At 49.5% G+C, this 23,333-nt stretch carries 15 protein-coding genes; 6 read left to right on the forward strand and 9 right to left on the reverse strand.

Translation table 11 applies throughout. From position 1 onward, the window contains the following. The first annotated feature begins 204 nt into the window (after window positions 1–204). Complete coding sequence (locus tag BMW93_RS07370) at window positions 205–1,278, forward strand: efflux RND transporter periplasmic adaptor subunit (protein WP_090374587.1); 1,074 nt, start codon at window positions 205–207, stop codon at window positions 1,276–1,278. After that, window positions 1,275–4,388, forward strand: coding sequence for an efflux RND transporter permease subunit (locus tag BMW93_RS07375; protein ID WP_090374588.1), 3,114 nt, complete (start codon window positions 1,275–1,277; stop codon window positions 4,386–4,388). Before BMW93_RS07370 ends, BMW93_RS07375 begins: the two co-directional genes overlap by 4 nt. A 39-nt stretch (window positions 4,389–4,427) precedes the next feature. Here BMW93_RS07375 and BMW93_RS07380 read toward each other — a convergent pair whose 3' ends face one another. The 5 genes from BMW93_RS07380 to BMW93_RS07400 form a co-directional block, all read right to left on the reverse strand. Beyond that, window positions 4,428–5,480: an acyl-CoA desaturase gene (locus BMW93_RS07380; RefSeq protein ID WP_229240257.1), complete on the reverse strand. Its 1,053-nt coding sequence runs from the start codon at window positions 5,478–5,480 to the stop codon at window positions 4,428–4,430. 246 nt (window positions 5,481–5,726) lie between these two features. Next, entirely contained in the window at window positions 5,727–7,007 is a 1,281-nt protein-coding gene (metK, locus tag BMW93_RS07385) for a methionine adenosyltransferase (RefSeq protein WP_090374590.1), read from the reverse strand. A gap of 47 nt (window positions 7,008–7,054) precedes the next feature. After that, window positions 7,055–7,918, reverse strand: coding sequence for an FkbM family methyltransferase (locus tag BMW93_RS07390; RefSeq protein WP_090374591.1), 864 nt, complete (start codon window positions 7,916–7,918; stop codon window positions 7,055–7,057). Window positions 7,919–8,077: 159 nt separating this feature from the next. Further along, window positions 8,078–8,956: a lipoyl synthase gene (lipA, locus tag BMW93_RS07395; RefSeq protein ID WP_090156965.1), complete on the reverse strand. Its 879-nt coding sequence runs from the start codon at window positions 8,954–8,956 to the stop codon at window positions 8,078–8,080. 18 nt (window positions 8,957–8,974) lie between these two features. Then, a complete protein-coding gene (locus tag BMW93_RS07400; RefSeq protein WP_090374592.1) occupies window positions 8,975–9,733 on the reverse strand; it encodes a hypothetical protein in 759 nt (252 codons plus the stop codon). Between the two features lie 220 nt (window positions 9,734–9,953). On the opposite strand from BMW93_RS07400, the gene BMW93_RS07405 reads away from it, so the two are divergent. Further along, on the forward strand, window positions 9,954–11,210 hold the full coding sequence (locus BMW93_RS07405; protein WP_090374593.1) for a 3-deoxy-D-manno-octulosonic acid transferase: 1,257 nt from the start codon (window positions 9,954–9,956) through the stop codon (window positions 11,208–11,210). A gap of 34 nt (window positions 11,211–11,244) precedes the next feature. On the opposite strand, the gene BMW93_RS07410 is transcribed toward BMW93_RS07405, so the two are convergent. Next, window positions 11,245–12,357 carry an ROK family protein gene (locus BMW93_RS07410; protein ID WP_229240258.1) on the reverse strand — a complete coding sequence of 371 codons (1,113 nt, stop codon included), beginning with the start codon at window positions 12,355–12,357 and terminating at the stop codon, window positions 11,245–11,247. Between the two features lie 453 nt (window positions 12,358–12,810). Between BMW93_RS07410 and rsgA the strand changes: the two genes are divergently transcribed. The 3 genes from rsgA to BMW93_RS07425 all read left to right on the forward strand — a co-directional run bounded on the left by rsgA (window position 12,811) and on the right by BMW93_RS07425 (window position 14,981). Further along, window positions 12,811–13,746, forward strand: coding sequence for a ribosome small subunit-dependent GTPase A (gene rsgA / locus BMW93_RS07415; RefSeq protein ID WP_090374595.1), 936 nt, complete (start codon window positions 12,811–12,813; stop codon window positions 13,744–13,746). A gap of 1 nt (window position 13,747) precedes the next feature. Continuing rightward, a complete protein-coding gene (mce, locus tag BMW93_RS07420; RefSeq protein ID WP_090374596.1) occupies window positions 13,748–14,155 on the forward strand; it encodes a methylmalonyl-CoA epimerase in 408 nt (135 codons plus the stop codon). A gap of 85 nt (window positions 14,156–14,240) precedes the next feature. Then, a complete protein-coding gene (locus BMW93_RS07425; RefSeq protein ID WP_090374597.1) occupies window positions 14,241–14,981 on the forward strand; it encodes a hypothetical protein in 741 nt (246 codons plus the stop codon). A 44-nt stretch (window positions 14,982–15,025) separates the two neighbouring features. Here BMW93_RS07425 and BMW93_RS07430 read toward each other — a convergent pair whose 3' ends face one another. The 3 genes from BMW93_RS07430 to BMW93_RS07440 form a co-directional block, all read right to left on the reverse strand. Continuing rightward, on the reverse strand, window positions 15,026–17,461 hold the full coding sequence (locus tag BMW93_RS07430) for a BamA/TamA family outer membrane protein (RefSeq protein WP_229240259.1): 2,436 nt from the start codon (window positions 17,459–17,461) through the stop codon (window positions 15,026–15,028). After that, window positions 17,451–22,448 carry a translocation/assembly module TamB gene (locus tag BMW93_RS07435; protein WP_090374599.1) on the reverse strand — a complete coding sequence of 1,666 codons (4,998 nt, stop codon included), beginning with the start codon at window positions 22,446–22,448 and terminating at the stop codon, window positions 17,451–17,453. Before BMW93_RS07435 ends, BMW93_RS07430 begins: the two co-directional genes overlap by 11 nt. 111 nt (window positions 22,449–22,559) lie before the next feature. After that, on the reverse strand, window positions 22,560–23,270 hold the full coding sequence (locus BMW93_RS07440) for a hypothetical protein (protein ID WP_090374600.1): 711 nt from the start codon (window positions 23,268–23,270) through the stop codon (window positions 22,560–22,562). Window positions 23,271–23,333: the final 63 nt, after the last annotated feature.

Consider the following 23,333-nt stretch of genomic DNA (forward strand, 5'->3'; position numbering starts at 1 on the left):
AGATAACAAAACGCCGCAGCGCTAAAAACGGCATTGAGCAGCCGGAAAGCGTCATTCAGCAAACAACCGGGGAAAGGCTTGCTTAGTGGAAGTATAAAAGATGTACATTGCCTCTTTTTGCAATATGAAGTATCTTTAAATAATGCTTTTGCAAAATATAACTAATTACTACTCTTCTAGAACGAATTTTATTTTTAAGTAATCATGCGTACGATCATGTTGGTGGCGGGGATCATAGTCGCGCTGGTTTTGGGAAAACTGTTTATCTTCTCGAAATCCGGCGAAGGCAAGGGCTCTGATGCGAAAAAAGGGGGTGAAGGGAAAGGTGCGAAATCATCCGGCGGTGCTGTGCCGGTGAATGTATTTATTGTAGGTAAGGAATCCATTGAAAACCAGATTTTTGCTTCGGGAACGGTAGTGCCCAACGAGGAAGTGAACCTGATGGCGGAAATATCAGGCAGGCTCGTGAAGCTCGACATCAAGGAAGGTTCGTATGTGGCCAAAGGGCAGCTGATCGCGAAAATCAACGACCGCGAGTTACAGGCGCAATTGCAAAAAGTGGCTTACAACCAGGATTTAAGCAAAAAAATAGAAGCAAGGCAGAAGAAATTGCTGAACGTGGAGGCGATTAACCTCGAAGAATATGATGTGACTTCCAACAACATCCGGGTTTTGGATGCGGAAAAGGAAGTGATTGAGGCGCAGCTTGAAAAAACGGAGATCCGGGCGCCGTTCAGCGGACGTATCGGATTGAAATTCATCAGTGAAGGCGCGTATTTGGCTCCGGGTACGCCCATTGTTACGATTGTTCAGAGTAATCCGGTCAAAATTGATTTTACGGTTCCTGAAAAATACAGCCCGAGCATTCGCGTAGGAAGCTCGGTGAAGTTCAACCTCGACGGCGATCCGTCGACTTATAGCGCCAAAATACTGGCCATCGACCCAAAAGTGGACGAAAACCTTCGCACGCTACGTGTACGCGCGCTGGCAGGCAACCCCGACGGCCGGTTTGTGCCGGGTATGTTTGTGAAAGTGCTGGCAGATCTCGACGCGAACCGGGCGGCGATAATGATCCCGACAGAGGCCATTGTGCCGGTTTTGAAGGGTAAGAAAGTGTTTGTAATAAAAGATGGCAAGGCGCAGGAGGCTATGGTGACGACGGGCCTGCGTACCGACAAAAAGATCCAGATCATAGACGGCTTGCAGCCCGGTGATTCACTGATTACCTCGGGTATTATCGCCATCAAACCTAACACCGCCGTGAAGGTCAACCTATGAGTATCTCAACCCTTTCTATCAAAAGGCCGGTTCTCGCGATTGTGATGAACCTGCTGATCATTTTATTTGGGTTCCTGGGGTACAAGTTCCTGGGGATGCGGGAATTCCCGTCGATCGATCCGCCCGTGGTTTCCATCCGCACGAGCTACACGGGCGCGAATGCCGACATTATCGAATCGCAGATCACCGAGCCGCTCGAAAAGCAGCTGAACAGTATCGAAGGTATTAAATCCATCAGCTCCACCAGCAGCCAGGGTACGAGCCAGATCACCGTCGAGTTCGATATTGGTGTGGATATGGAACGTGCCGCGAACGACGTGCGCGACAAGGTAGGGTCCGCCTCGCGGACATTGCCGCTCGATATCGATGGTCCGCCGGTCGTGAGCAAGGCCGATGCCAACTCTGAACCCATTATCGTACTGACTTTCACGAGCAACACCCGCTCGCACCTCGAAGTAAGCGACTATGCGGAAAACGTGATCGCCCAACGCCTGCAGACGATCGAGGGCGTGAGCGAAATCCGCATTTTCGGGCAGAAGAAATATGCGATGCGGATCTGGATGGACCCCGTTAAAATGGCTTCGCTGGGCATTACGACCCAGGATGTGAAAAACGCACTAGACAATGAGAATGTAGAATTGCCGAGCGGAAAACTGGCCGGCGACAATACCGAGCTGACCGTGAAAACGATCGGGCGCTTCCGTACCGAGGAGGATTTTAATGAAATGATCATTAAAAACTCGGCCACGCAGACGATCCACCTGAAAGATATCGGTTCGGCGACGCTGGGGCCCGAGAACGAGGAAACGATCCTGCGGCTCGACAATGTGCCGATGATCGGTCTGGCGATTTCGCCGATGCCCGGCGCGAACTACCTCAATATCGCCGAGGAGGTCAACAAGCGGATGGAGGCCATCAAAAAGGAGCTTCCCAAAGATTACAAGCTGGACACGCTGATCGATAATACCATTTTCGTAGAGCGTTCGATTGAGGAAGTAGGAGAGACGCTGCTAATCGCCATCGTGCTCGTGGTAATCATCATTTACCTCTTCTTCCGCGATTGGCTCATTGCCTTCCGCCCGCTCATCGATATACCCGTTTCGCTCATTGGTACATTCTTCATCATGTACATTATGGGCTTTTCCGTGAACGTACTCACGTTGCTCGCGATCGTATTGGCGACCGGGCTTGTGGTGGACGACGGTATTGTCGTCACGGAGAACATTTTCAAGAAGATCGAACAGGGCATGAGCCCGATCGAGGCTGCCATTAAGGGCTCCAACGAAATCATATTCGCCGTTTTATCCACATCCATTACACTGGCTTCCGTGTTTTTACCGGTGATTTTTATGGAGGGTTTTGTAGGAAAACTGTTCCGGGAGTTCGGTATCGTTATTTCCGCCGCTGTATTGATCTCGGCATTTGTTTCGCTGACATTGACGCCGATGCTGAATGCCTACCTGGTGCGCAAGACGCATAAGAAAAGCTGGTTTTACGAGAAGACGGAGCCGTTTTTTGAAAAGATTACCAATGACTACGGCAATGCACTGGGCAAATTCCTGAAAATGCGCTGGGTGGCTGTGCCGCTGGTGGCCATTACGCTGGGAATGATCTGGTTTTTCGGGAAAGACCTGCAATCCGAACTAGCACCGCTCGACGACCGTAACTGGTTCCGGATCAATATGACGGCGCCGGAAGGCTCCTCGTTTGAATTCACCGACCGATACATGCAGAATGTGAGCGATATGCTGATGGACTCCATGCCTGGCCGGAAAGGGCTGATGATGATTACATCGCCCGGGAACTCAGGTCTCGGTGCGGCCAATACGGGTAGCGGACGCATTGCATTGGTAGACAAAACGTTAAGAAAAGAATCGCAACAGGAGATTGCGGATTATATCAATAAAAAGCTGAAAACAATGCCGGACGCCAAGTCGTTTGTCGTTCAGCAGCAAACTATTTCTGTGGATTCCCGGGGTGGCTTGCCCATTCAGTATGTGATCCAGGCGCCGGATTTTGAGAAGCTGAGAGAATACCTCCCGAAATTCATGGAAGAGGCTTCGGAAGATCCCACATTCGCGATTACGGACGTCAACCTGAAATTCAGCAAGCCGGAAATCCAGATCGTGATCGACCGCGAAAAGGCGAAATCCCTGGGTGTGTCGGTACAGGATGTGGCGCAAACGATGCAACTGGCATTTGCCGGGCAGCGTTTCGGTTATTTCACGATGAATGGCCGTCAGTACCAGGTAATCGGCCAGTACGACCGTGCCAACCGCGACGAACCGCTGGATTTAAAGAGCATGTTTGTTAAAACGAATACGGGTACCCTGGTGCAGCTGGATAATATCGTGAAAGCCGAAGAAGAGAGTAGTCCTCCGCAGCTTTTCCACTTCAACCGTTACATGAGCGCCACCGTGCAGGCCGCGCTTGCACCAGGCAAGACCATCGGCGACGGTATTGCGGCCATGGACCGCATCCGCGATAAATTGAACGACGAGACGATTCAAACCTCATTGAGCGGCTCGTCCCGCGACTATGCCGAAAGTTCGTCGAACACGATGTTCTCGTTCTTCCTCGCATTGATATTGATCTACTTCATCCTGGCCGCCCAGTTCGAAAGTTTTGTGGACCCGTTCATTATCATGTTCACGGTACCACTGGCGATTGGCGGAGCTGTATTCTCGCTTTGGTTTTTTGATCAGACACTCAATATTTTCAGCCAGATCGGTATGATCATGCTCATTGGGCTGGTAACGAAGAATGGTATACTTATTGTCGAGTTTGCCAACCAGTTGCGCGAGCAGGGTCGTAGCATTCAGGAGGCGGCATTGGAAGCAGCAACAATGCGTTTTAGACCTATCCTCATGACCAGCCTTGCCACCGTCCTTGGGGCATTGCCCATCGCGATGGCGCTCGGTTCCGCGGGCCGCAGCCGGATGTCGATGGGTATCGTGATCATGGGAGGGCTGCTCTTCTCGCTCGTTTTGACATTATACGTCATCCCTGCCATTTACACCTTCTTCTCACGTCCTAAGAACTTCGAGAAAATGAAAATGATCGAGCGCGTGGCGCGTGATAGTGAATTGGAGGAGCCGGCGCATTTCTGAGAGCCGAATCAGAGGAATTGTATCAAATGGGAACGTGGACTACCGCGTTCCCATATTTTTTAACATCCTCACATGCGAGCCCAACGCGTTGCGAAAGTTGGATTTTGCATTGTAGACCAAACCAAATTCAAGAGCGGTGGCTTTTACAATCGGTGACAACGCGTGGTAATGAACGTGGGAGATAGTGGGGAACAAATGGTGCTCGATCTGATAATCCAGGCCGCCGATGAACCAGGACAACATGCGGTTTTTACCCGCAAAATTAGACGTTGTTTGCAGCTGATGTACTGCCCATGCATTTTCGATGCTGCCGGTTTGATCGGGCTCGGGCTGTTCCGCGCCTTCTACGACGTGCGCCATTTGAAATACCGTGCTCAATATCATTCCCGCAGTTCCGTGCATGATCATAAAGCCGATCAGCCACTGACCAAATGTGATGGAGGTGAAGGCAAGCGGAATGACGCAAATAAACACGACGTAGGCCAGTTTGGTTAAGATCAGTCTAATTAGCTCTTTTTTAGGGAAAGGCTTCGTCATTCCCGATTTTGACATTTCATTAAAAAGGGATATTTCCTTAAAATCTTTCCACAAGAACGACAGCGTCATAAGGCTGTATAGGAAAAACGCATAAATGTGCTGAAACCTGTGGATATACCTTTGCTTTTCCTGGAATGAAAGACGCAGGAGAAATTTGCCGGTAATATCTTCGTCGACGTCGTGGATATTCGTGTAAGTGTGGTGCAGTCGGTTGTGTTGCACCTCCCAATTGTAGGCATTTCCGCCAAGTAAATAAATGGATGCACCAAATACCTTGTTCAGCAGATTGGACGTCGCCAGCGAGCCGTGAATGGCATCGTGCATGACCGACATACCTACGCCCGCTACGCCGAGACCCATCACAAAAGCAAAACCTGCCATTGCCAGCATGCCGAACTGATTGGAAAGGATCAGAATATAGGGAACCAGATACAAGCTCAGCATGAACAATGCTTTGTAAATAATACCGGACCCACCCGACTTGCAGATGTCGTTGGTTGAGAAGTACTGATCGACCCGATGTCTGAGGGTTGGAAAAAACGTACTTTTCTCCAAGTTGGTAAATTTGACTTTCTGATATTGCATTGAGGGCAAGCGGAAGACGCAGTTTAGATTAGTGGGATGGCTCCGAGAGAACGGAGTTTTGCCGCAAATATTGGCAAATGCTTGATATAATTTCAAAACTAGCCTCAAAAATGCTGTCGAAAACTGATATTTGAAACATTATTTTGAAAATGTACCTAAAAACAAAAGAGGTCGACATTCCTGCCGACCTCTTTCTGATTTATCAGAAATGCTTTCTTAAAGCGAGAATTTTGCTTTGATCGCATCTACGAAATCGAGTTTCTCCCAGGTGAAGAGTTCAACTTCGACTTCTTTTTCTTCGCCGTTGGCGCCTTTGAACGACTTCTTCACGATTTCGTTCTTACGTCCCATGTGGCCGTAAGCCGCTGTTTCGGAATAGATCGGGTTGCGCAGTTTCAAGCGTTGTTCGATCGCATATGGACGCAAATCGAAGATTTCGCCCACTTTCTGAGCGATTGCACCATCGTTTCCTTCCACTTTCGCAGTTCCGTAAGTGTTGATGTACAAACCGCAAGGCTCAGCCACACCGATCGCGTACGAAACCTGAACGAGTACCTCGTCGCACAAACCGGCTGCTACCAGGTTTTTCGCGATATGACGCGTTGCGTATGCCGCAGAACGGTCTACTTTGGAAGGATCTTTTCCGGAGAATGCACCACCGCCGTGAGCACCTTTACCACCATAAGTGTCTACAATGATTTTGCGCCCTGTAAGACCCGTGTCACCGTGAGGACCACCGATTACAAATTTCCCGGTCGGGTTGATGTGGTGTGTAATGTCGCCTGTGAACAGTTTTTGCAGTTCAGGCGTCAGTTTCGCTTTCACACGTGGGATTACGATATTGATGATATCGTTTTTGATTTTCGCAAGCATCGCTTCTTCGGAATCGAAGTCGTCGTGCTGTGTCGAAACCACGATGGTGTCGATGCGTTGTGGAACGTTGTCGTCGCTATATTCGATCGTTACCTGTGATTTCGCGTCGGGGCGCAGGTAAGGGATCAGTGAAGGTTCGTTGTTGCGGATGTACGACATCTCTTGCAGGATCTTATGCGCCAGGTCGAGAGCAAGCGGCATGTAGTTCGCTGTCTCGCGGGTCGCATAACCGAACATCATACCCTGGTCACCAGCTCCCTGTGCATTTGCTTTCGATTCGAAATCCTCGGCCACCGCAGCGCGGTCAACGCCCTGGTTGATGTCCGCGCTCTGATCGTGGATCGCTGAGAGAATACCGCAGGAGTTCGCTTCAAACATGTATTCACTCTTCGTGTAACCAATCCGTTTAATCACTTCGCGGGTGATCTTCTGAACGTCCAGATAGGTGTTGGTCTTTACCTCGCCGGCCAAAACTACCTGTCCGGTCGTTACCAGTGTTTCGCAGGCCACCTTACTATTGGTATCCCATGCTAAGAAATTGTCAATCAGTGCATCTGATATTTGATCGGCTACCTTGTCAGGATGTCCTTCAGATACGGACTCCGAGGTGAATAAGTATGGCATTGGAAACGAAATAAGAAGTTAAAGAATGTTTTAAATGTGTGATAGATTTACCTCGTAAGAAGCGCTTCTATTTTCCTAGTTGAAGGCAAAAATAAGTAATCATTTAGATAATGACTTTGTGAATCGTATTGTTTAAGAATAATTTCCTCAATTTTCTCAAAATTCAATCCGTTTTCCTGTCTGATCCTGTAAATGGTGTAGTTCAGGCTTTTAACTAGTTCGACCAGTCTGTTGGCCCGGTCCTGCAATACCTTGAGGTTTGTCTCGGCGTTGTGGCAGTCAAGTACTTCGCAGGTGATCACGGGGTTGTGTTTTTGCAGCGTCTGCCTCAGCCCTGTAAGCACTTCCAGCTCGGCCCCTTCCACGTCGATCTTTATAAACGATATATCTCCGATCCCCTTCATGTCGAGCTCGTCGAAGGGGAATACAGGAATGTAACTTACGTCTTCTTCGCTGTAATGACCCGGACGGAGCTCGCCGACGATCGTCGCTGATTGGTCACCGCCTTCTTTGCAATAGAATTTGAGAATTTCGGTAGAAGAGGAGAGGCCTATCGGAATGAGGTGGGTATTGCGCAGCTTATTGGCCTTAATGAGTTTGTTGACATAAAAGACGCATTCGGGACTTGGTTCGAAACCGTAGTAGGGATTGTCCCCGTAGCTGCGAAATGCGATCAGCGACTGGCCCACATTCACGCCTATGTCTATGAAACTGCTTCCCTGCGGTAATTCGACCGCTTTTAGTAGCTGCAAAAACCAATTCTTGTCTTCCACGGCGAAATTGGGCAATCCAATGTTGTTAACGACGGGAATTTTAAAGCGCTTGTTGTTCTGGGTGATCGACTTGGTGAAGTTGACGTACCGGGTCAGGTCCTTGACGGACTTTTTGAGAATGTTGGTCAGAGAAGCCATTGAGTACGAGTGGTATAGTAAGGATGTAAACGTACATATTTATGCCACGGATTCAAATGCAATTTCGCTTACGGTTACAAAGAATAATACTCATTTAATGAACAAAGCCGGAATAGCGTCGCTAAACCGGCTTTGTTCATTAAATGAGTATTCTATTGGTTAGATAGGCACATTCACATGGCGTTCCGCATGGTAGCTGGAACGCACCAAGGGGCCTGATTCAACGTATTTCAGTCCGCGTTTCAGTCCTTCTTCCCTGTAATTGTCGAACATTTCGGGCGTGATCCATTCGATTACCTCGTGGTGCATCTTGGTAGGTTGCAGGTATTGTCCCAATGTAAGGATATCGAGGCCGTTCTCAGCCAGGTCGTCCATGGCTTTGTAAACTTCGTCCTGCGTTTCACCAAGGCCCAGCATAATGCCCGATTTGGTACGCTGGCCAAATTCTTTCGTACGTTTGATCTGTTCGAGGCTGCGGGTGTATTTTGCCTGCGGGCGTACCGCGCGATACAAACGTTCCACAGTTTCCATGTTGTGGGAAACTACTTCCTGGCCCGCTTCGATCATGTGGATCAGCGCGTCCCAGTTGCTTTTTACATCGGGGATGAGCGTTTCAATGGTCGTCTCCGGCGTATTTTCCTTTACCTGACGAACGGTTTGATACCAGATTTCCGCGCCTTTGTCTTTCAGTTCGTCGCGGTTAACCGATGTGATTACCGCATGCTTTACCTGCATCAGCTTGATCGCCTCTGCTACGCGGCGTGGTTCGTCGGTGTCATATTCATTAGGCCGGCCGGTCGCTACCGCGCAAAAACTGCAACTTCTGGTACACACATTCCCGAGGATCATGAAGGTAGCCGTTCCGGCGCCCCAGCATTCCCCCATATTCGGGCAATTTCCGCTTTCGCAAATGGTGTGGAGTTTATAGTTATCGACCAGCTGTCTTACTTTCCTGAATTCGGGGCCTGCGGGGAGCTTAACCCGGAGCCAATCGGGGCGTTTTCTGCGTTCCGACGGTATTACTGGCAATTCAATCATATCAATCTGTAATGGTAATTATCTTTTCTTACTTCCAAAATAAAGGGTCAGGTATCCGGATGTAAAAAAGGCCTTATTCTGCGCATCCGCCATAATCGTAATTTTTCTTGAAAAAGCTTCGGCTATAAAACCGACTTCGACGCCGGTTACATTATCCCGGAAAGCGCTCAGTTCGAAGCTCATCGCCGTTTTAATGTGCAGCCCGGGTACTACTTTCGATTTCCCGAAACCGGAGAAAAAGCTGCCCGCACCGATAATGTCACCGGCCCTGTTCGGATCGAAGGGCTGCGTGGTCACGCGGCCGTCGGAGCCCTGGTACTGGACCATATAAGGCTTTTCAAAGCCTAATGAAGGGCCCGCGGCGATTATCCCGCTGATCGAAATGCCTTCGTCGTCCTGCCGGCTGAACAGCGAGATTTCACGGCCATATTCCGGACGGAGTACAAACAGGTAATTTTGTTTACCATAGACCAACCGCGCACCGGTCACAAAATCCTGGGTGGAAAGTTCTTTCGGGTGCTTCACATTCACCAGTTCCAGCGCGAGGTAGCGGTATGCATTCTTTCCGAACATTTTGGAGCCCAATGCCGACGACTGGCGAAAAACCGCGCCCCCGAGAATCCCGGAGTTGGTATTGGTGGTAATACCCACGGAGGTAAATGATTTATAGGTCTCCTCGGCGTCCTCGTTATTTTTCACAGACCTGCGCTGAGCGTATATTTCTGTCGATAGTGCAAACAGAATGGCTACTGAAAGTAAAAGTTTTACACGCATCATATTATTAGTATAAATTCCCTGTGAATGTGTATGTGTCGTATGAACAGTGAAAGTACAAAATAATAGCGTATGCTGCTGTATATCGACACCACTTTAACGGTTTTTTGTACATTTATGTTCTTTAAACGAAAAAAGATACGAAAAAGCCTGTTGGCGGCCTCTAATCCGCCTAAATGCCGGTCATTTCTCGCATTTCTAATGTCCTTTTAATCAGAGTCTTTTGGTGAAAATCATTTATCAGGTCGTCATCCGGGTTTTCGCATTTCTATTCAGGTTAGCAGCACCTTTCAATTATAAAATAAAGCTTGGCGCGGACGGGCGGAAAGGCCTTCTCGATCGTCTGCGTGCATCTTTTCAGACGCAAGCGGCGGGGCGGCAGGTAGCTTGGTTCCATGCGGCATCGCTGGGGGAATTTGAGCAGGGGCGGCCGGTTATCGAAGCTTACCGGAATGCTTACCCTGGTCATTTTATATTGCTTACCTTTTTTTCGCCTTCGGGTTACGAAATCCGGAAGAATTACAATGGTGCCGATCTGATTTGTTATCTGCCGGTTGATACGCGCTCTAATGCACGTGAGTTTGTGAAAATTATCAACCCGCACGTTGCTTTTTTTATCAAATACGAGTTTTGGTTTAATTATCTCCGCGAGCTACGGAAAAACGGTAGCTACATTCTTTCTTTCTCCACTATTTTTCGTCCAAACCAGATTTTCTTTAAACCCTACGGCGGCTTTTTCCGGGAAATGCTGGGGTATTTCGACCATTTGTTCGTGCAAAACCAGGCTTCCGTGACACTGCTTAAAGGCGTCGGCATTACCAATGCCAGCATCGCGGGCGACACGCGCTTCGACCGCGTACGTGCGATCGCGTCCAACGCACGCGAGCTGCCTGAAATCGGGCAATTCAAAGGCGATAGCCCGTGCCTGATCGCGGGCTCGGTGTGGGATGCGGATATGCAGGTGCTCATCCCAGCGCTGAATGCATTAGCAGGCAAATTAAAGGCTATTATCGCGCCTCACGAGATCAAGTCGGAGGAAATAGCCGGCTGGCGTTCCAAATTGAACGGTCGTTCCATTTTGTATTCCGAAGTGGCGGCCGGGCAAGAGGCGGAGGGGTTCGATTATTTGATCATCAACAACATCGGAATGCTCTCGTCGCTTTACCGTTACGGCAATATGGCCTACATCGGCGGTTCGTTCGGTGTAGGGCTCCACAACATCCTCGAAGCCGCGACATTCGGGTTGCCGATCGTTTTTGGTGACAAAAGCTATCACCGATTTCAGGAAGCAGTGGATTTGATTGAAAAAGGAGGGGCATTCCCCATAGCGGACAGGGATCAGCTCTTCAAAATCTTGGAGAATTGGGTTAATAACCCTTTCGAAGCGCAGAATGCGGGCAATGTAAGTGCCGGATACGTGCAATCGGGGACGGGTGCCACGGAGCTGATTATGCGGAAGGTGCAGCAGGCAATAGGCTGACGACGCCCCGGTTGGAGCGCCGTCAATGCTACTTTCAGGAGAATTCCTTTGCAATCAGATTGTCGAACAAATAGGCCTGTGTGCCCAGCAAACGCGCCTTGGCGCCCAGCTTGGAAATATGGATCGAAAGCGGGTTTTTGAAATCCGACAGGCAGTATTTGTTAATCGCCTGCTCGATCGGATTGGAAATGAACGGCCCGGCTTCTGCCAGCAAACCACCCACGATGATTACCTCAGGATTGAATAAATGAACCGCCGTAGCAAGTCCTTTGCCCAGCTCGGTACCGACAGTACTCAGCAGGTCGATCGAAAATTCGTCGCCCGCATGAACCGCTTCGATGATATGGGAGGTTTCCAGCAAGTCGAGATTTCCATTCACGATCTGTTTCAGGATCGTCGCTCGGCCGCTGTTGATGCCGTCCTTGGCCTGGCGGATGAGCGCGATGGCCGAAGTGATCGTGTCGAGACAGCCTACCTTTCCGCAATGGCAAAGCATTCCGTCCGGTTTCACCTGGATGTGCCCCAGCTCGCCGGCAAAGCCCGATGCACCGTTGAATACCTCTCCATTAATAATGATCCCCAATCCGACTCCCCAGTCGATATTAATCGTCAGCACCTGCGATTTATCCACGGCATAACCGAAGCGGTGCTCGCCGATGGTCGTAGCCTTGGTATCGTTAAAAAGGCACACCGGGAGGTCGAAATGCTCTTTGAGGTACGTTACCAGCGGTACACCCGGAGGTGTCAGGTTCAGGTAAGTTAAGTTAATGCCCTGCGAAGAATTGATCAGGCCCGGCATCGAAACGCCGATGCCCCATAGTTTGCCGCGGGTGATATTGTTGGATTTCAGGAAATCGTCCGTCGATGCGAAAAGCTCTTCGAGGAAATTCGAGGAGTCGTCGAGGCGGATGTCGACTTTCCTTTTCAGGATCAGCTGGTTATGCAGGTCGAAAATGCAGAGCTGCGTATCATGGCGATTGATGTCCATGATCAGGTTCAGGTATTTCTTCGCGTTCAGGCCGTAAAGTACCGGTGGACGGCCGGCCCTGGCGGGTCCTGTACCCGTCTCCGTAATCCAGCCTTCCCGCATCAGGTCGTTTACGATTCCGGTTGCGGACGGGATACTCGCATGGAACAACTTGGCCATTTTGTTAATGGAAGTGTCGCCGGATTGATATAGATGCAACAACAGGCTGCTTCTAATGCGATTTTTACGAATATCAATGACCGAACTCGGTTCTTCTGCCACTAAGTCCATTCTGCGGAGTAAAAATAATTATAGGATGACGTTTTTAATTTTCTTTATGATTGGGTGTACTAATGTAGGAAATAATCAGTAAAAACGGGTGTGATTTTAAAAAATATTATTATTTGTTGTAAAATCCTTAGCAAATCGGGCGATATGCCAAACGTTTGCTAATAGTAATGCGGTCACAAAAAAGGGGATTTTTTAACTTGAAAGAGATAATGACAAGAATGCAAGTAAAAATCTCGGACGTGGGAAAACTACTTGTTTTGTAGCTGCTTTTGACTTCGCGGCCAAATTTTAGGGACTTCTGCCAAAGTCCTTTTAAATTCGCTGATTCCAAAACAAAGACAAATGAGTTTAATAAGGGGTTTGGTGCTGCGTTCGACCGGTTCATGGTATGAAATCAGGGATAGCAGGGACGGGCACATCTGGCAGTGTCGTTTGAAGGGTAAATTCAAAGCATTGGGTTTGAAAGTAACCAACCCGATCGCGGTGGGGGATTATGTGAATTTCGAGGTGGAAAACGAGGGTGAAAACTTCGGCATTATCCATGAGATCGTTCCGCGCGAGAATTATGTGATCCGCCGTTCGGTCCACAAAACGGCCCACGCACATCTCATTGCTGCGAATGTGGATCAGGCTATATTGATCTGTACATTGGTTTTCCCCCGCACTTCTTTGGGCTTTATCGATCGGTTCCTCGTGGCTATCGAGTCGTTCCGCATTCCGGGCGTGCTGGTTTTCAACAAGCAGGACTTGCTGAACGACGAAATGAAGGAATTCCAGGCCGAACTCATGCAGTTATATACCGGTCTGGGCTACCGTTGCCTTACTACGACCGCATTGGCCGATCTCGGTCTCGGTGAATTCAGGGCATTACTGAAAGACAAAGTTTCATTACTTTCCGGCCATTCGGGTGTCGGCAAATCGACGCTCGTGAATGCGATCGCGCCCGATCTGGACATTAAGACACAGGAAGTTTCCACATTTGCGAACAAGGGCGTGCATACGACCACATTCGCGGAAATGTTCGAGCTGGAAAAGGATACATTCATCATCGATTCGCCGGGGATCAAAGAACTCGGGCTAGCCGATATGGAAAAGGAGGAAATCAGCCATTACTTCCCCGAAATGCGCGATCTGCTCAATCAATGCCGCTTCAACAATTGCCAGCACATCAATGAACCCGGCTGTGCGGTGAAGGATGCCGTTTCGGAAGGAAAGATCGCAATGAGCCGTTTTGAGAGCTATTTGAGCATTATGGCGGGGGATGATAACCGGAAGTAAGATGACGAACGTCGAACACATCGGTATTGCGGTCACGGACCTTGCCGCGGCGGAAGCGGTTTATACCGCGTTGCTCAACACAGCTCCCTACAAACGCGAACCTGTCGAATCGGAGCAGGTGACGACTTCTTTTTTTAGAGTAAACCAAACCAAAATCGAGTTGCTGGAAGCCACCAGCCCGGATAGTGCCATCGCCCGTTTTATTGAAAGGAGAGGCGAAGGCGTTCATCACATTGCTTTCGAAGTGGAAGATATTGTTGCTGAAATGGAGCGGCTGCGCAATGCTGGTTTCACATTATTGAATGAAGTGCCCAAGAAAGGGGCAGACAATAAGTTGGTTTGTTTTGTGCATCCTAAATCTGCGAATGGGGTACTGATTGAGCTTTGTCAGGAGGTGAAAAACCGTTAAATAAACTTAGAATTGAATATGTAACCGATAGTTTCAAGAAATATTTTCTTTAACTATTTTTGGTTGAACGTAATTAATTCTACTAATGAAAAAAGTAATTCTATCTCTCTCTCTCGTTTTGTTTGCATTGTTTTCTTGTGAGCAAGAGCAAATTTCCTCCCAGGGCAAGGCCTCCGGTAAGGGCTCAAAGTACATGTCGCCTGCTGTGGAATCGGGTGTCGCAGCTGATTTGCCTCCTGAGATGCCTGAAAGCGGGCCCTCGGGAGGAGACCTCACTTTTTATCCACCTCAATCGCCTGCCATATTTAATGCGACACCCTTTGTGCCGTCAGGTCAGGCAAGTTCATCATTTAGTTCGACTGGCGGAGTTACCACTGATGCAGTAGCGTTTGGGCCTGCGGAGGGGGATGTTTTTCCCTTTGTTCCTCCCACGGGTGCTGCGAAAGTCTGGATGGGGTTTATTTTTGACAATCAAAATGGGCCTAATGCCAAATTGCTAATAAGTGGGTATCCGATTGCTATTTCAAATTCACACGCTTACTGGTATGGTGGGCCGCTAACCCGTCGACTAGTGGCAGTGGGTCTTGGTAGTGGTCTCTCGGATATAAATTTTACTTGGGTACCTGCGCATGTTGAGAATAACGTAGTGATCCCAGGAAACTATGATCTTTCTGGATCAGGTACAACATATTCTGTTGCCAATGCCGAAGTGACGATTACAGAATTAAGTATTAATGCCCAAGACCGTTTAACGTTAAGAGCAACCGTCAAGATTGGAAGTTCGACCTATCAGGTTAATAAGACAAACTATATAAGGGTACATTAAATTCTTGGTGATTTGCCATGGATGACATGGCAGATCACCAAGGCCTAGAACGGCAACCCCACCGCAATATTCAATATCAGATTCTCCTTTCGCCAGGCTTTGCTTCCAAAATTGATTTCATTGAATACCCACGGACTTTTGTATTCCAAAACAATCCCCTCATCGTTTACCGTCTTGGCCTCATTCACATACCACGGTTTGCGGAATGGCGTCGCCAGATCGAGGCGGAAGATCAGGTAAGAGAAGTCGAGGCGGAGACCGATACCTCCTCCGACTGCCACTTGTTTCAAAAATTTGTTGCTGATCAATGCCGTGCCTGGGTATGCGGCGCGGGTACTATCGCCGAATGACCAGATATTACCGGCATCAACAAAAACAGCGCCGTTAATAATGTCCGTGAACTTCATCCGAACTTCCGAGTTGAATTCGAGCCGGATATCCGCGAAAGACTGGTACCCTAGCAAGCGGATAGATAACGTGTCCGGAGCAACCGAGCCTGGTCCCAACGAACGTGCGCGAAACGCTCTGAGCCCGGTGCTACCACCACCAAAATATTGCTTGAATTGCGGTATTGGCATCGTTTTAGAGTTTCCGTATGGCTTTGCGGCACCAACGAGAATACGGTTCGCCCATTTAATCGACGGGGTGATTGTGCGGTAATATCTTACGTCGCCATCTACTTTTACATATTGCAGGATAGGCACTTTAAGAAATTCTTTGGGATAGCCCTCATCGTTTTTCTTTGCTAAAAGGCTTAGAATGTTCCCGCCCCACTCGACACCGCCACTCATGGCGACCTGATTTTTGCTAAATGGCCGCGGGGTAGGGCGATAGGAGATTGAATAGTTTGAACCCATTATGAAGAATTTGGTATCGACCAGCCGGAAGAGCCGGTCAATGTCCAGCGGGTTGGTATTCGGGTCTGAGGCGACTTCCCCAAGCAACTCGGTATTGATATTCCTGGGTTCTACGAAGTTGATGGAAATAGGCGCGAATGTATGCTCTACCTCTGAGTTGCGACGCCATACATACGACCAGTCACCACGGATGGAACGCGTGGTGTAGAAGTTACGCTGTATCCGGTTCTCGTAGGTCAATGACAGAATGGTTTTGGGCAACGACTGACTTTTTTCAGGTCTGATCCTTACAAAAGGAATGATAAACCTCGGAAACGACAGATCAGCTGTGGCTCCATAGCGGATGTATTCGTTGCCAATATTGTTAGAAGTCGTACGGCTTCCGCCCAACTGCACGTCGAATCCGAAATATGCTTTGATCGCCAGCATTTCGGCGCCACGGAAGAAGTTGCGGTTACGCCAGGTCACATCAAGTTGCGAGCCACCCAAGTTGTTGGATTTCGTACTGGCCGAGAGGATGGTCTGCAACGACTTTTTCTTCATCGGCGCCAGATCATAATACACATCCAGCAATGCTGAATCGGAGCGGGGGACGAGGTCGAAGCGGTTTTTGACGAAGCGGAAATTTTGCAGGTTAATCAGCCTTTGCAGCGATACGTCGTGCATGGTATTGGTATACATATTCCCCCTTCTGAAACCGATGGCGTCGTAGAAAATGCGTCGTTTGTAATTGTTGCCCGGGTCTGTGATCGTAATGCCCCTGCGCAGCGGCCCGCGCGCGGCGAGACCGGTAGAGTCGGCCAGCTTGTTTTCGTCGGTGCCGGTATTGACGAAAATGCGGTTGATAAAATACTGTTTCAGCGAAGTCTGCGCTGTTTCCTTTTTTACTTCGAGAAACAAATTGACCTGTTGAGGCCCCAGCGTCGAGTCCGCGCGGCCGATGGTCGAATCTACTTTTACAATCAGGTAATCGGGGTTGAAATAGTAATAGCCCTTGCTTTTCAGCTCCTGGTCGATGCGGGTACGCTCGGTCGTGACCACGTCCAGGCGGATAGGGTCGCCTTTTTTTAGTAATGTTTTCTGTTTGGTCAAAACCAGGTCGCGGTTAAAAAGCGAGCTGTCGGGCACGACGTAGCTGATCTCGTTGATCACGTAGCGCGGCATCACGTACGCATCGTATTCCGTGATCGCGGTGCGTTTCCGCTTGTTCTTGTTCGGAACGATTTTGCCCTTCGCATTGGAGCGGTAATAGCCTTCATTATCCAGGAATGCCACCATGTTGGCCGCGTTGATATCCACAATGCGCTGCGTGGCGTAGCGCGGCGGTTCGCCGAGTTTTTTGCGGAACCAGCTTCGCAGCCCGCCTTCATCTTTCGGTTCGCCGATCCAGTAGTAAAACCACACTTTCCACGGAAACCCGAAAATAGTCTTATTGGCAGGCGGCTTGATCAGTCCTTCCAGCTGCTCGGCTACGCCGGTTACATTCGGCTTGGAAATGCTGTCGGGCTGCACATTTACCTTGTTGCCCACATAAATGCTCTGCCCCTCGGGTACATATCTATTGACCGAGCAGCTGCCCAGGAAAATACAGATTGCCAGTATATATCCTATGTTACTTCTCATTGCGCTGCTTTTGGAAAATTTCACGGAACAGGTCATAGTCCGCCGTAATGATAAAACTCACACCGGTTTCGATGATGAAACCTTCGAGGATCGACTGGTACTGGTTTTTGCGGTAACCGCGGAACATGTACCGGCCGTCTTTACTGATGGAATAGTCGAGAGCGATGTTGTCGAAGACCTCGGTTGAATTACCGGCGTTGGACTTGCTTTCGAGTTCAAAGTTTTTGCCTACCGAAATTTTCAACCGGTTGTTCAGAAATGCCTTGCTCAGGCCGACATTCAGGTCGGTGCGGGCGCCGGTGGACTGATCGGCTGTGGAGTTCAGGCCGATGTTCAGGTCGACACCCTTCACGAGATCAGATGCCAGGTTATTGAGCTGGTCGGTAAGCAACTGGCTCACGCTTTGGCGGGCGACAGCTTCCGCGCTGGAACCGATATTGAAACCGGCAGTGGATTGATCGGTGATGAACTTGTTGGTAATCAGCAATGCAAATGCCTGCTTATTGGCTTCCGACGGATTGTTCTCCATATCCTTCCAGAATGTCTGCTGCATCACGTCGTTCTGTACCTGCTTGTCGACGGCATCGTCGGGTATGGCAATTTTGAATGCGATGTTAGGTGTTGTGAGATTTCCCGTGATCACGATCTGTACCTCCACCGGTATTTTGCTCGCACCCTGGAATTTGGCGGCAATGGAGCCCGGGTCGACCATCACGGGATAGACTGCCGTAATATTCAAATCAGCCTTCATCGGGTCCCCTGTCCAGAGCAGCGTACTTCCCTTTTTGATCTCAAACTGTCGTTTCAGGATTTGCAGCGTGAGGTCGTAGGAACCTTCTGTTAAGTCATAAGAACCCAGGAGGAAGAGTTGCCCGTTCGGCGCGACGCCGGTATTGAGCTGCGCATTACCTTTCAGGCGGATATTATCGCCATTCAATTCGTCGATCACTACTTTGAACTCCGATTTGTCGTCCACATCGATATCCAGCGAAATCTGCGAAGCAAAATCGACCATGACATTTTGTGCCGCTTCGACCGAATCCTTTTTGACGACTTGCGTGGAATCGCTCATGTCCACAAATTCGATCACCCCTTTGGAGGCGTCACCCGCTTCTGTGGCATCGCTGGGCATTACCACCGTGATATTGCTTCCCGGGTCCACCTTCACATTGCCGTCGATCACCGATTTGGCACCCACGCCTTTTACAGTCAGGTTGGCGTCGATATTGGCTTTCCCGAAAAACAACTCATTCTCTTTCTGGGTCGAATTCAGGACATTGAAGTTTTTGGCAGAAATATTCAGGTTATACCCTACATCCGGCAGCTTCGCAATGTTCACGTTCCCATTGATTTTCATCGCCTGGTTCAGCGAATCGGTAATTGTGAAGTTGTTAAAATTGATATTCTGGCCCGCGAACTGGATTTTTTGCCCGGCGAGCGAGTACCGTGATCCCAGCTGCGTCGCATTGAATGCTACATTGTCGAAATTGACGGCGCCGTCCAGTTTAGGGCTGTCGGTAGCACCGGTAATGGCAATGTTTCCGGTCAGGTTACCTTCCGCGCGTTTGAGCTCTCCGAAACTGAATGCTTCGATGGTTTTGGCACTGAGTTTTTTCAGATCCATCTTGAAATCCATCGGACTTTCGGATTTCAGATTGTAGCTTCCGCGGATATTGACGTCGTTCTGGTCGTTCACGAGCGACATTGCAACGCGGATCAGGTTTTCAGTTTCGTTGGTCGATTTCAGCGACAGGTCGCCCACCGGGATTTTGGTAACGGCCAGGTTATTGATCGTCAGCTCGCCCGTGTACACCGGCGAGCTCATGTAGTTGCTAAGAAGCACTTTCCCGTTCAATGTGCCGGTCGCAAGCGTCGAATCGAGCGTGGCGATCTCGATCAGCGGGCCAATGGAGATATTGGCCATCGTAATGTCGAGCGGGCTGTTCGGCGCTTCGGAAGTCGAGTTGATTTTTAAAGACTGACCCTTGTTGCTGATCGCCAGATTCTTCACATACACGCTATCGGACGCATATCGCACGTAACCCGCCGTGTCGGTCTCCCATTTATCGTAGTTAAGCAGCAGATCGTCGCGCAGGTTGAGGCGGTATTGGTTATTATTCACCGCGAGGTCGCCTTTCACCGCATGCCTTTCGGTGTTCACCGAGTCGCGGACGATGAAGTCGAACTTCACATCATTATTGACAATCTGGCTTGCGAGGGAAGCATTCTGCATTCGGAAACCGCTCGTATTCACCGAACCTATATTCGCATTGAAAGCCGCATTGGCCTCCACCGTGCTGAAATCCACCGACACGCGCTCGACAATCGTGCTGTCGTAATTGACCATCGGAATGCTTAGCCGGGCTACCAGCGAGGAATCCTTCTGGTTATCCATTTGCGCACGCAGCTGGATCGTCTTCATTTCCCGTATTTCCGGAACGAAAATCTGAATGGCCGGGTGGTTGTTGAGTGTGGCATCGAGGGCAAAATTGACCGGTTTGGTCACTTCCTTGTAAGTCAGATCAGGTGATTTAAAATGCTTTCCTACCTCGGTCAGGATCGCGTCGCCGATTTCTGTGTAGGAATACTGGCCGGTCATTTTAGCTTTTAGGATAGGCGATTCGATATAGGCCTGCCGCCCGCCGCTGGAATCGGTCAGTTGTACATTGATATTCGAAATGCCGATCGGCTTGCGATGGTGGGTCAGCACCAGGCTGTCGACATTCACCGTACCCAGCGGGTTTTCCGGATTTGTCGAAGGCATATCGACCTTGATGCTGCCTTTCACTTGCAAAGAATCCGCGTACAAATTCAGCGCCGTTAAATCCAGGTTGGTTATTTCCATATCCGCTTTGACCGACGGGTATTCTTTGGACAAATCGGCTTGCGCATTCAGGTCGAGGTCGATATTGCGGTCTTTCATATCCGCGGAAATGTTAGCCAGACCATGGTCGACGTCGCCTTTCAGTTTCAGGTTTTGATACACATAACCTTTGATATCCGCGCTCTCGATCGTACCGTCCAGCTTCGCTTTCATCGTTTTCGGCGCATACCCGACGCCGTCCAGATCGGCGCGGAGCGTCAGTTTGCCCATTTCGGTTGGGGGCTGTTTCGTCAGTTTACCGAGGTCGAACTCCGTAAATGTCAGCGTACCATTATATTGTGCCCGCAGACTGTCGGTAATGTTTTTAAGATTTCCTGAAAAAGTACCTGTGCCAAACGAGGTATTGATGGTCGTCGCCAAAGTTAGGTTCTCCATCGAGCCTTTTATTTTTCCGGAGACCTTTATGGCATCGGGCAGTTCAATGGAAGCCGGTACCGCGCTGTCGGGAAGCATTTTAAGCAAATCGGCTTTGGTAGAGGATATTTCATTGATATTCAAATCCATATTCAGCTTTTCCGCATCCGGCAGCCCTTTCAGCCGGCCGTCTGCGCTCAGTACCGTGCCATCGAGCATGGTAAATTTCGCTTTCGAGATCAGCATATCATCCACCGATCCGGTAATCTGTCCCGTACCTTTCACCACTCCGTTCGGCTCCTGGTCGAATGGTGGGGTTTTGGCCAGGTCGGGCACGAGCAGCAGAATGTCCGCGAAGGCAATGCGGCTGTCGGTGAGGCGTAGTTTGAGTTTAACCTTGCCAATATCGTTCGTCAGCTGATCGAGGTTTTTGTAGCGGAGGCTCAGCTCGTCGCGTAACAGGGTATTCGGAGTTTTGAGGTAAAGATTGTGGAGATAGGTTTCACGATCGCCGTAAGCGAAATCGGTTCGGAATGCGTCCAGGCGGAAACCGCTTTTATCTTTGAATGAAGCGGATTTCAACGCGCCCGCGATGTTTTCGGGCGAGAAAAGGAATTCCCGCAAATCTACATTCAGGTTTTTGATGTTAAGGTGCGCATAGTCGAGGCCTTTGGGGACGGCAGGAGAATTGAAATCATCGTAGCGGATGTCGTTGTTTTCCAGCTTGATCTCACCCACTTTCACATACCAGCCGGGTGCTTCGGCCGCCGTAGTGTCTTTCTTTTCGTCCGTAGGAGCGCCGGTCGCCGGGCCGCCGGCCGCCGGAGCGCCGGTCGCCGGGCCGCCGGCCGCTTTGGGTTTCGGTTTTTTGGCAAATTCAGCGAAAAGCGACATGTTTTGCAGCGAAACATTCTTCACATCCACACGCTGGCTACCCATGTAAATGCTGTTCACATGCCCGGCGAATTTGTCCACGGTCAAGCCATTTTTCAAGCCTGAAACTTCGTCGTCAAATTGCCATTTGAATTGTTGAATATCAATATCGCCGACTTTGATATCGAGGGAATCGGCCGGATCGGGCTTTGGCTCGGGCCCGGCGGCCGCTACTTTCAATGCATTATACATTCTCAGTTTTACCTGGCTGTTATGCAATGCAGTATTGGTGAGATGATATTGCGAAATGGTCGGGTTGAATTTATCGAATTTCACCAGGGCCGAATCGATGTTCCCGGAAGCGTCGGTACCGATTATGGCATCGCGGTAGGAAAACCTGACATCTTTAAGCGAAATCTGGTCCAGCCGCATTTTGAGGGGCTTCGACGGCGTAGTATCGACTTCCGTGGTGTCGGTACCGGCAAATGCGTCGACGATAAACTGGAAATTGAATGTAGTGTCCGGCAAAACGCGGTTGATATTGGCATTCACTCCTTCCAGTTCCACTTTATTGATACCGATGTCACCTTTAATGAGGCTGTACATATCCAGGTCTACGTAGAGGCGTTTGCCCGAAACGAGGGTGTCGCCATGCAAATCTTCGAAATACACGCCTTCGAGCAGTACCCAATCGGGAATATCGAAGCGTACTTTCTCGATATTGACCTTGGTTTTGAGTTTTTTACGTAAAAAGGAATTCGCCTGGGACGTTAAAAAATTCTGGCCGAACGGTGTCTGGATGCCCCAGATCAACACGCCAACCAGAATCAAAACTGTCAGGAGTATTATGGCCAATACTTTCAGTGCTTTCTTCATCCCTGGCTGTTTTCCGCCACATCGAGGCGTTGAGAATCTTGGTTTCATGAAACCTGCCGGCAGGATACGGGTTTCGGCCGGCAGGTGTTTTAGAGGTTGGTATCCCCGTTGTTATCTTTTAAACAGTTCGACGTTTACATTGTCATTCACAGTCAATGTAGATTTGATCGTCACCGGCTTTTTATCCTGGCTGTTCAGTTCCACGAGTTTGGTGGGGTACAAAATACCATACGCGGATTTGGCGTAATCTGATAAATCGCTGGTGGTTTCCACGCCGCCCTGGTTCGTTTTCTGGCGCAAAAGCAGACCCGATTTAGCATCGAAATAGAGGTTGTATTTCACGCCTTTTCCCTGCAATTCCACATTGTTTACCTGCGCCCCATTGAGTGTTTCGGTACCCACAGTGGTCGCGATCAGCCCCCGATTTTTGTAATTGATAAATGGCACGAGGTTGTCATACAATTCCATGCGCATATTTTGCTGCTCGGCCTGGCTCAGGTCTTTTACATCCACTTTCTGCCCGATCGGCACCTTGATCCACCCCTGATCGCCCTTCACGGTATACACAAAGCTGCGTTTCATGATGGTTTTGTTCTTATAAATCGACTGCTCGGGGATGGAGGCTGTGATCACCGCATTGTACGGAGTAGCTGCCGCTGCGGAATAGCTTCTGGACAGATTATAGGATTTTACCCCGTCCCATAGCGCTTTGCCGCCCGTCGCCTTGTAAAACTGTGAAAATATGGAGTCAGCGGGCAATTTTTGTGCGTACGAACCAGCCGTTACTAATAGCAGCGCGGCCAGCATTTTGAGCTTTTTCATTTGTGTAAAGATTTTGTTTTAAGTTTTTGACCTGTTTCCGGATTCCGGTTGGCCGGACCTCGG

Source organism: Dyadobacter sp. SG02 (assembly GCF_900109045.1).
In the GTDB taxonomy this organism is placed as follows: Bacteria; Bacteroidota; Bacteroidia; order Cytophagales; family Spirosomataceae; genus Dyadobacter.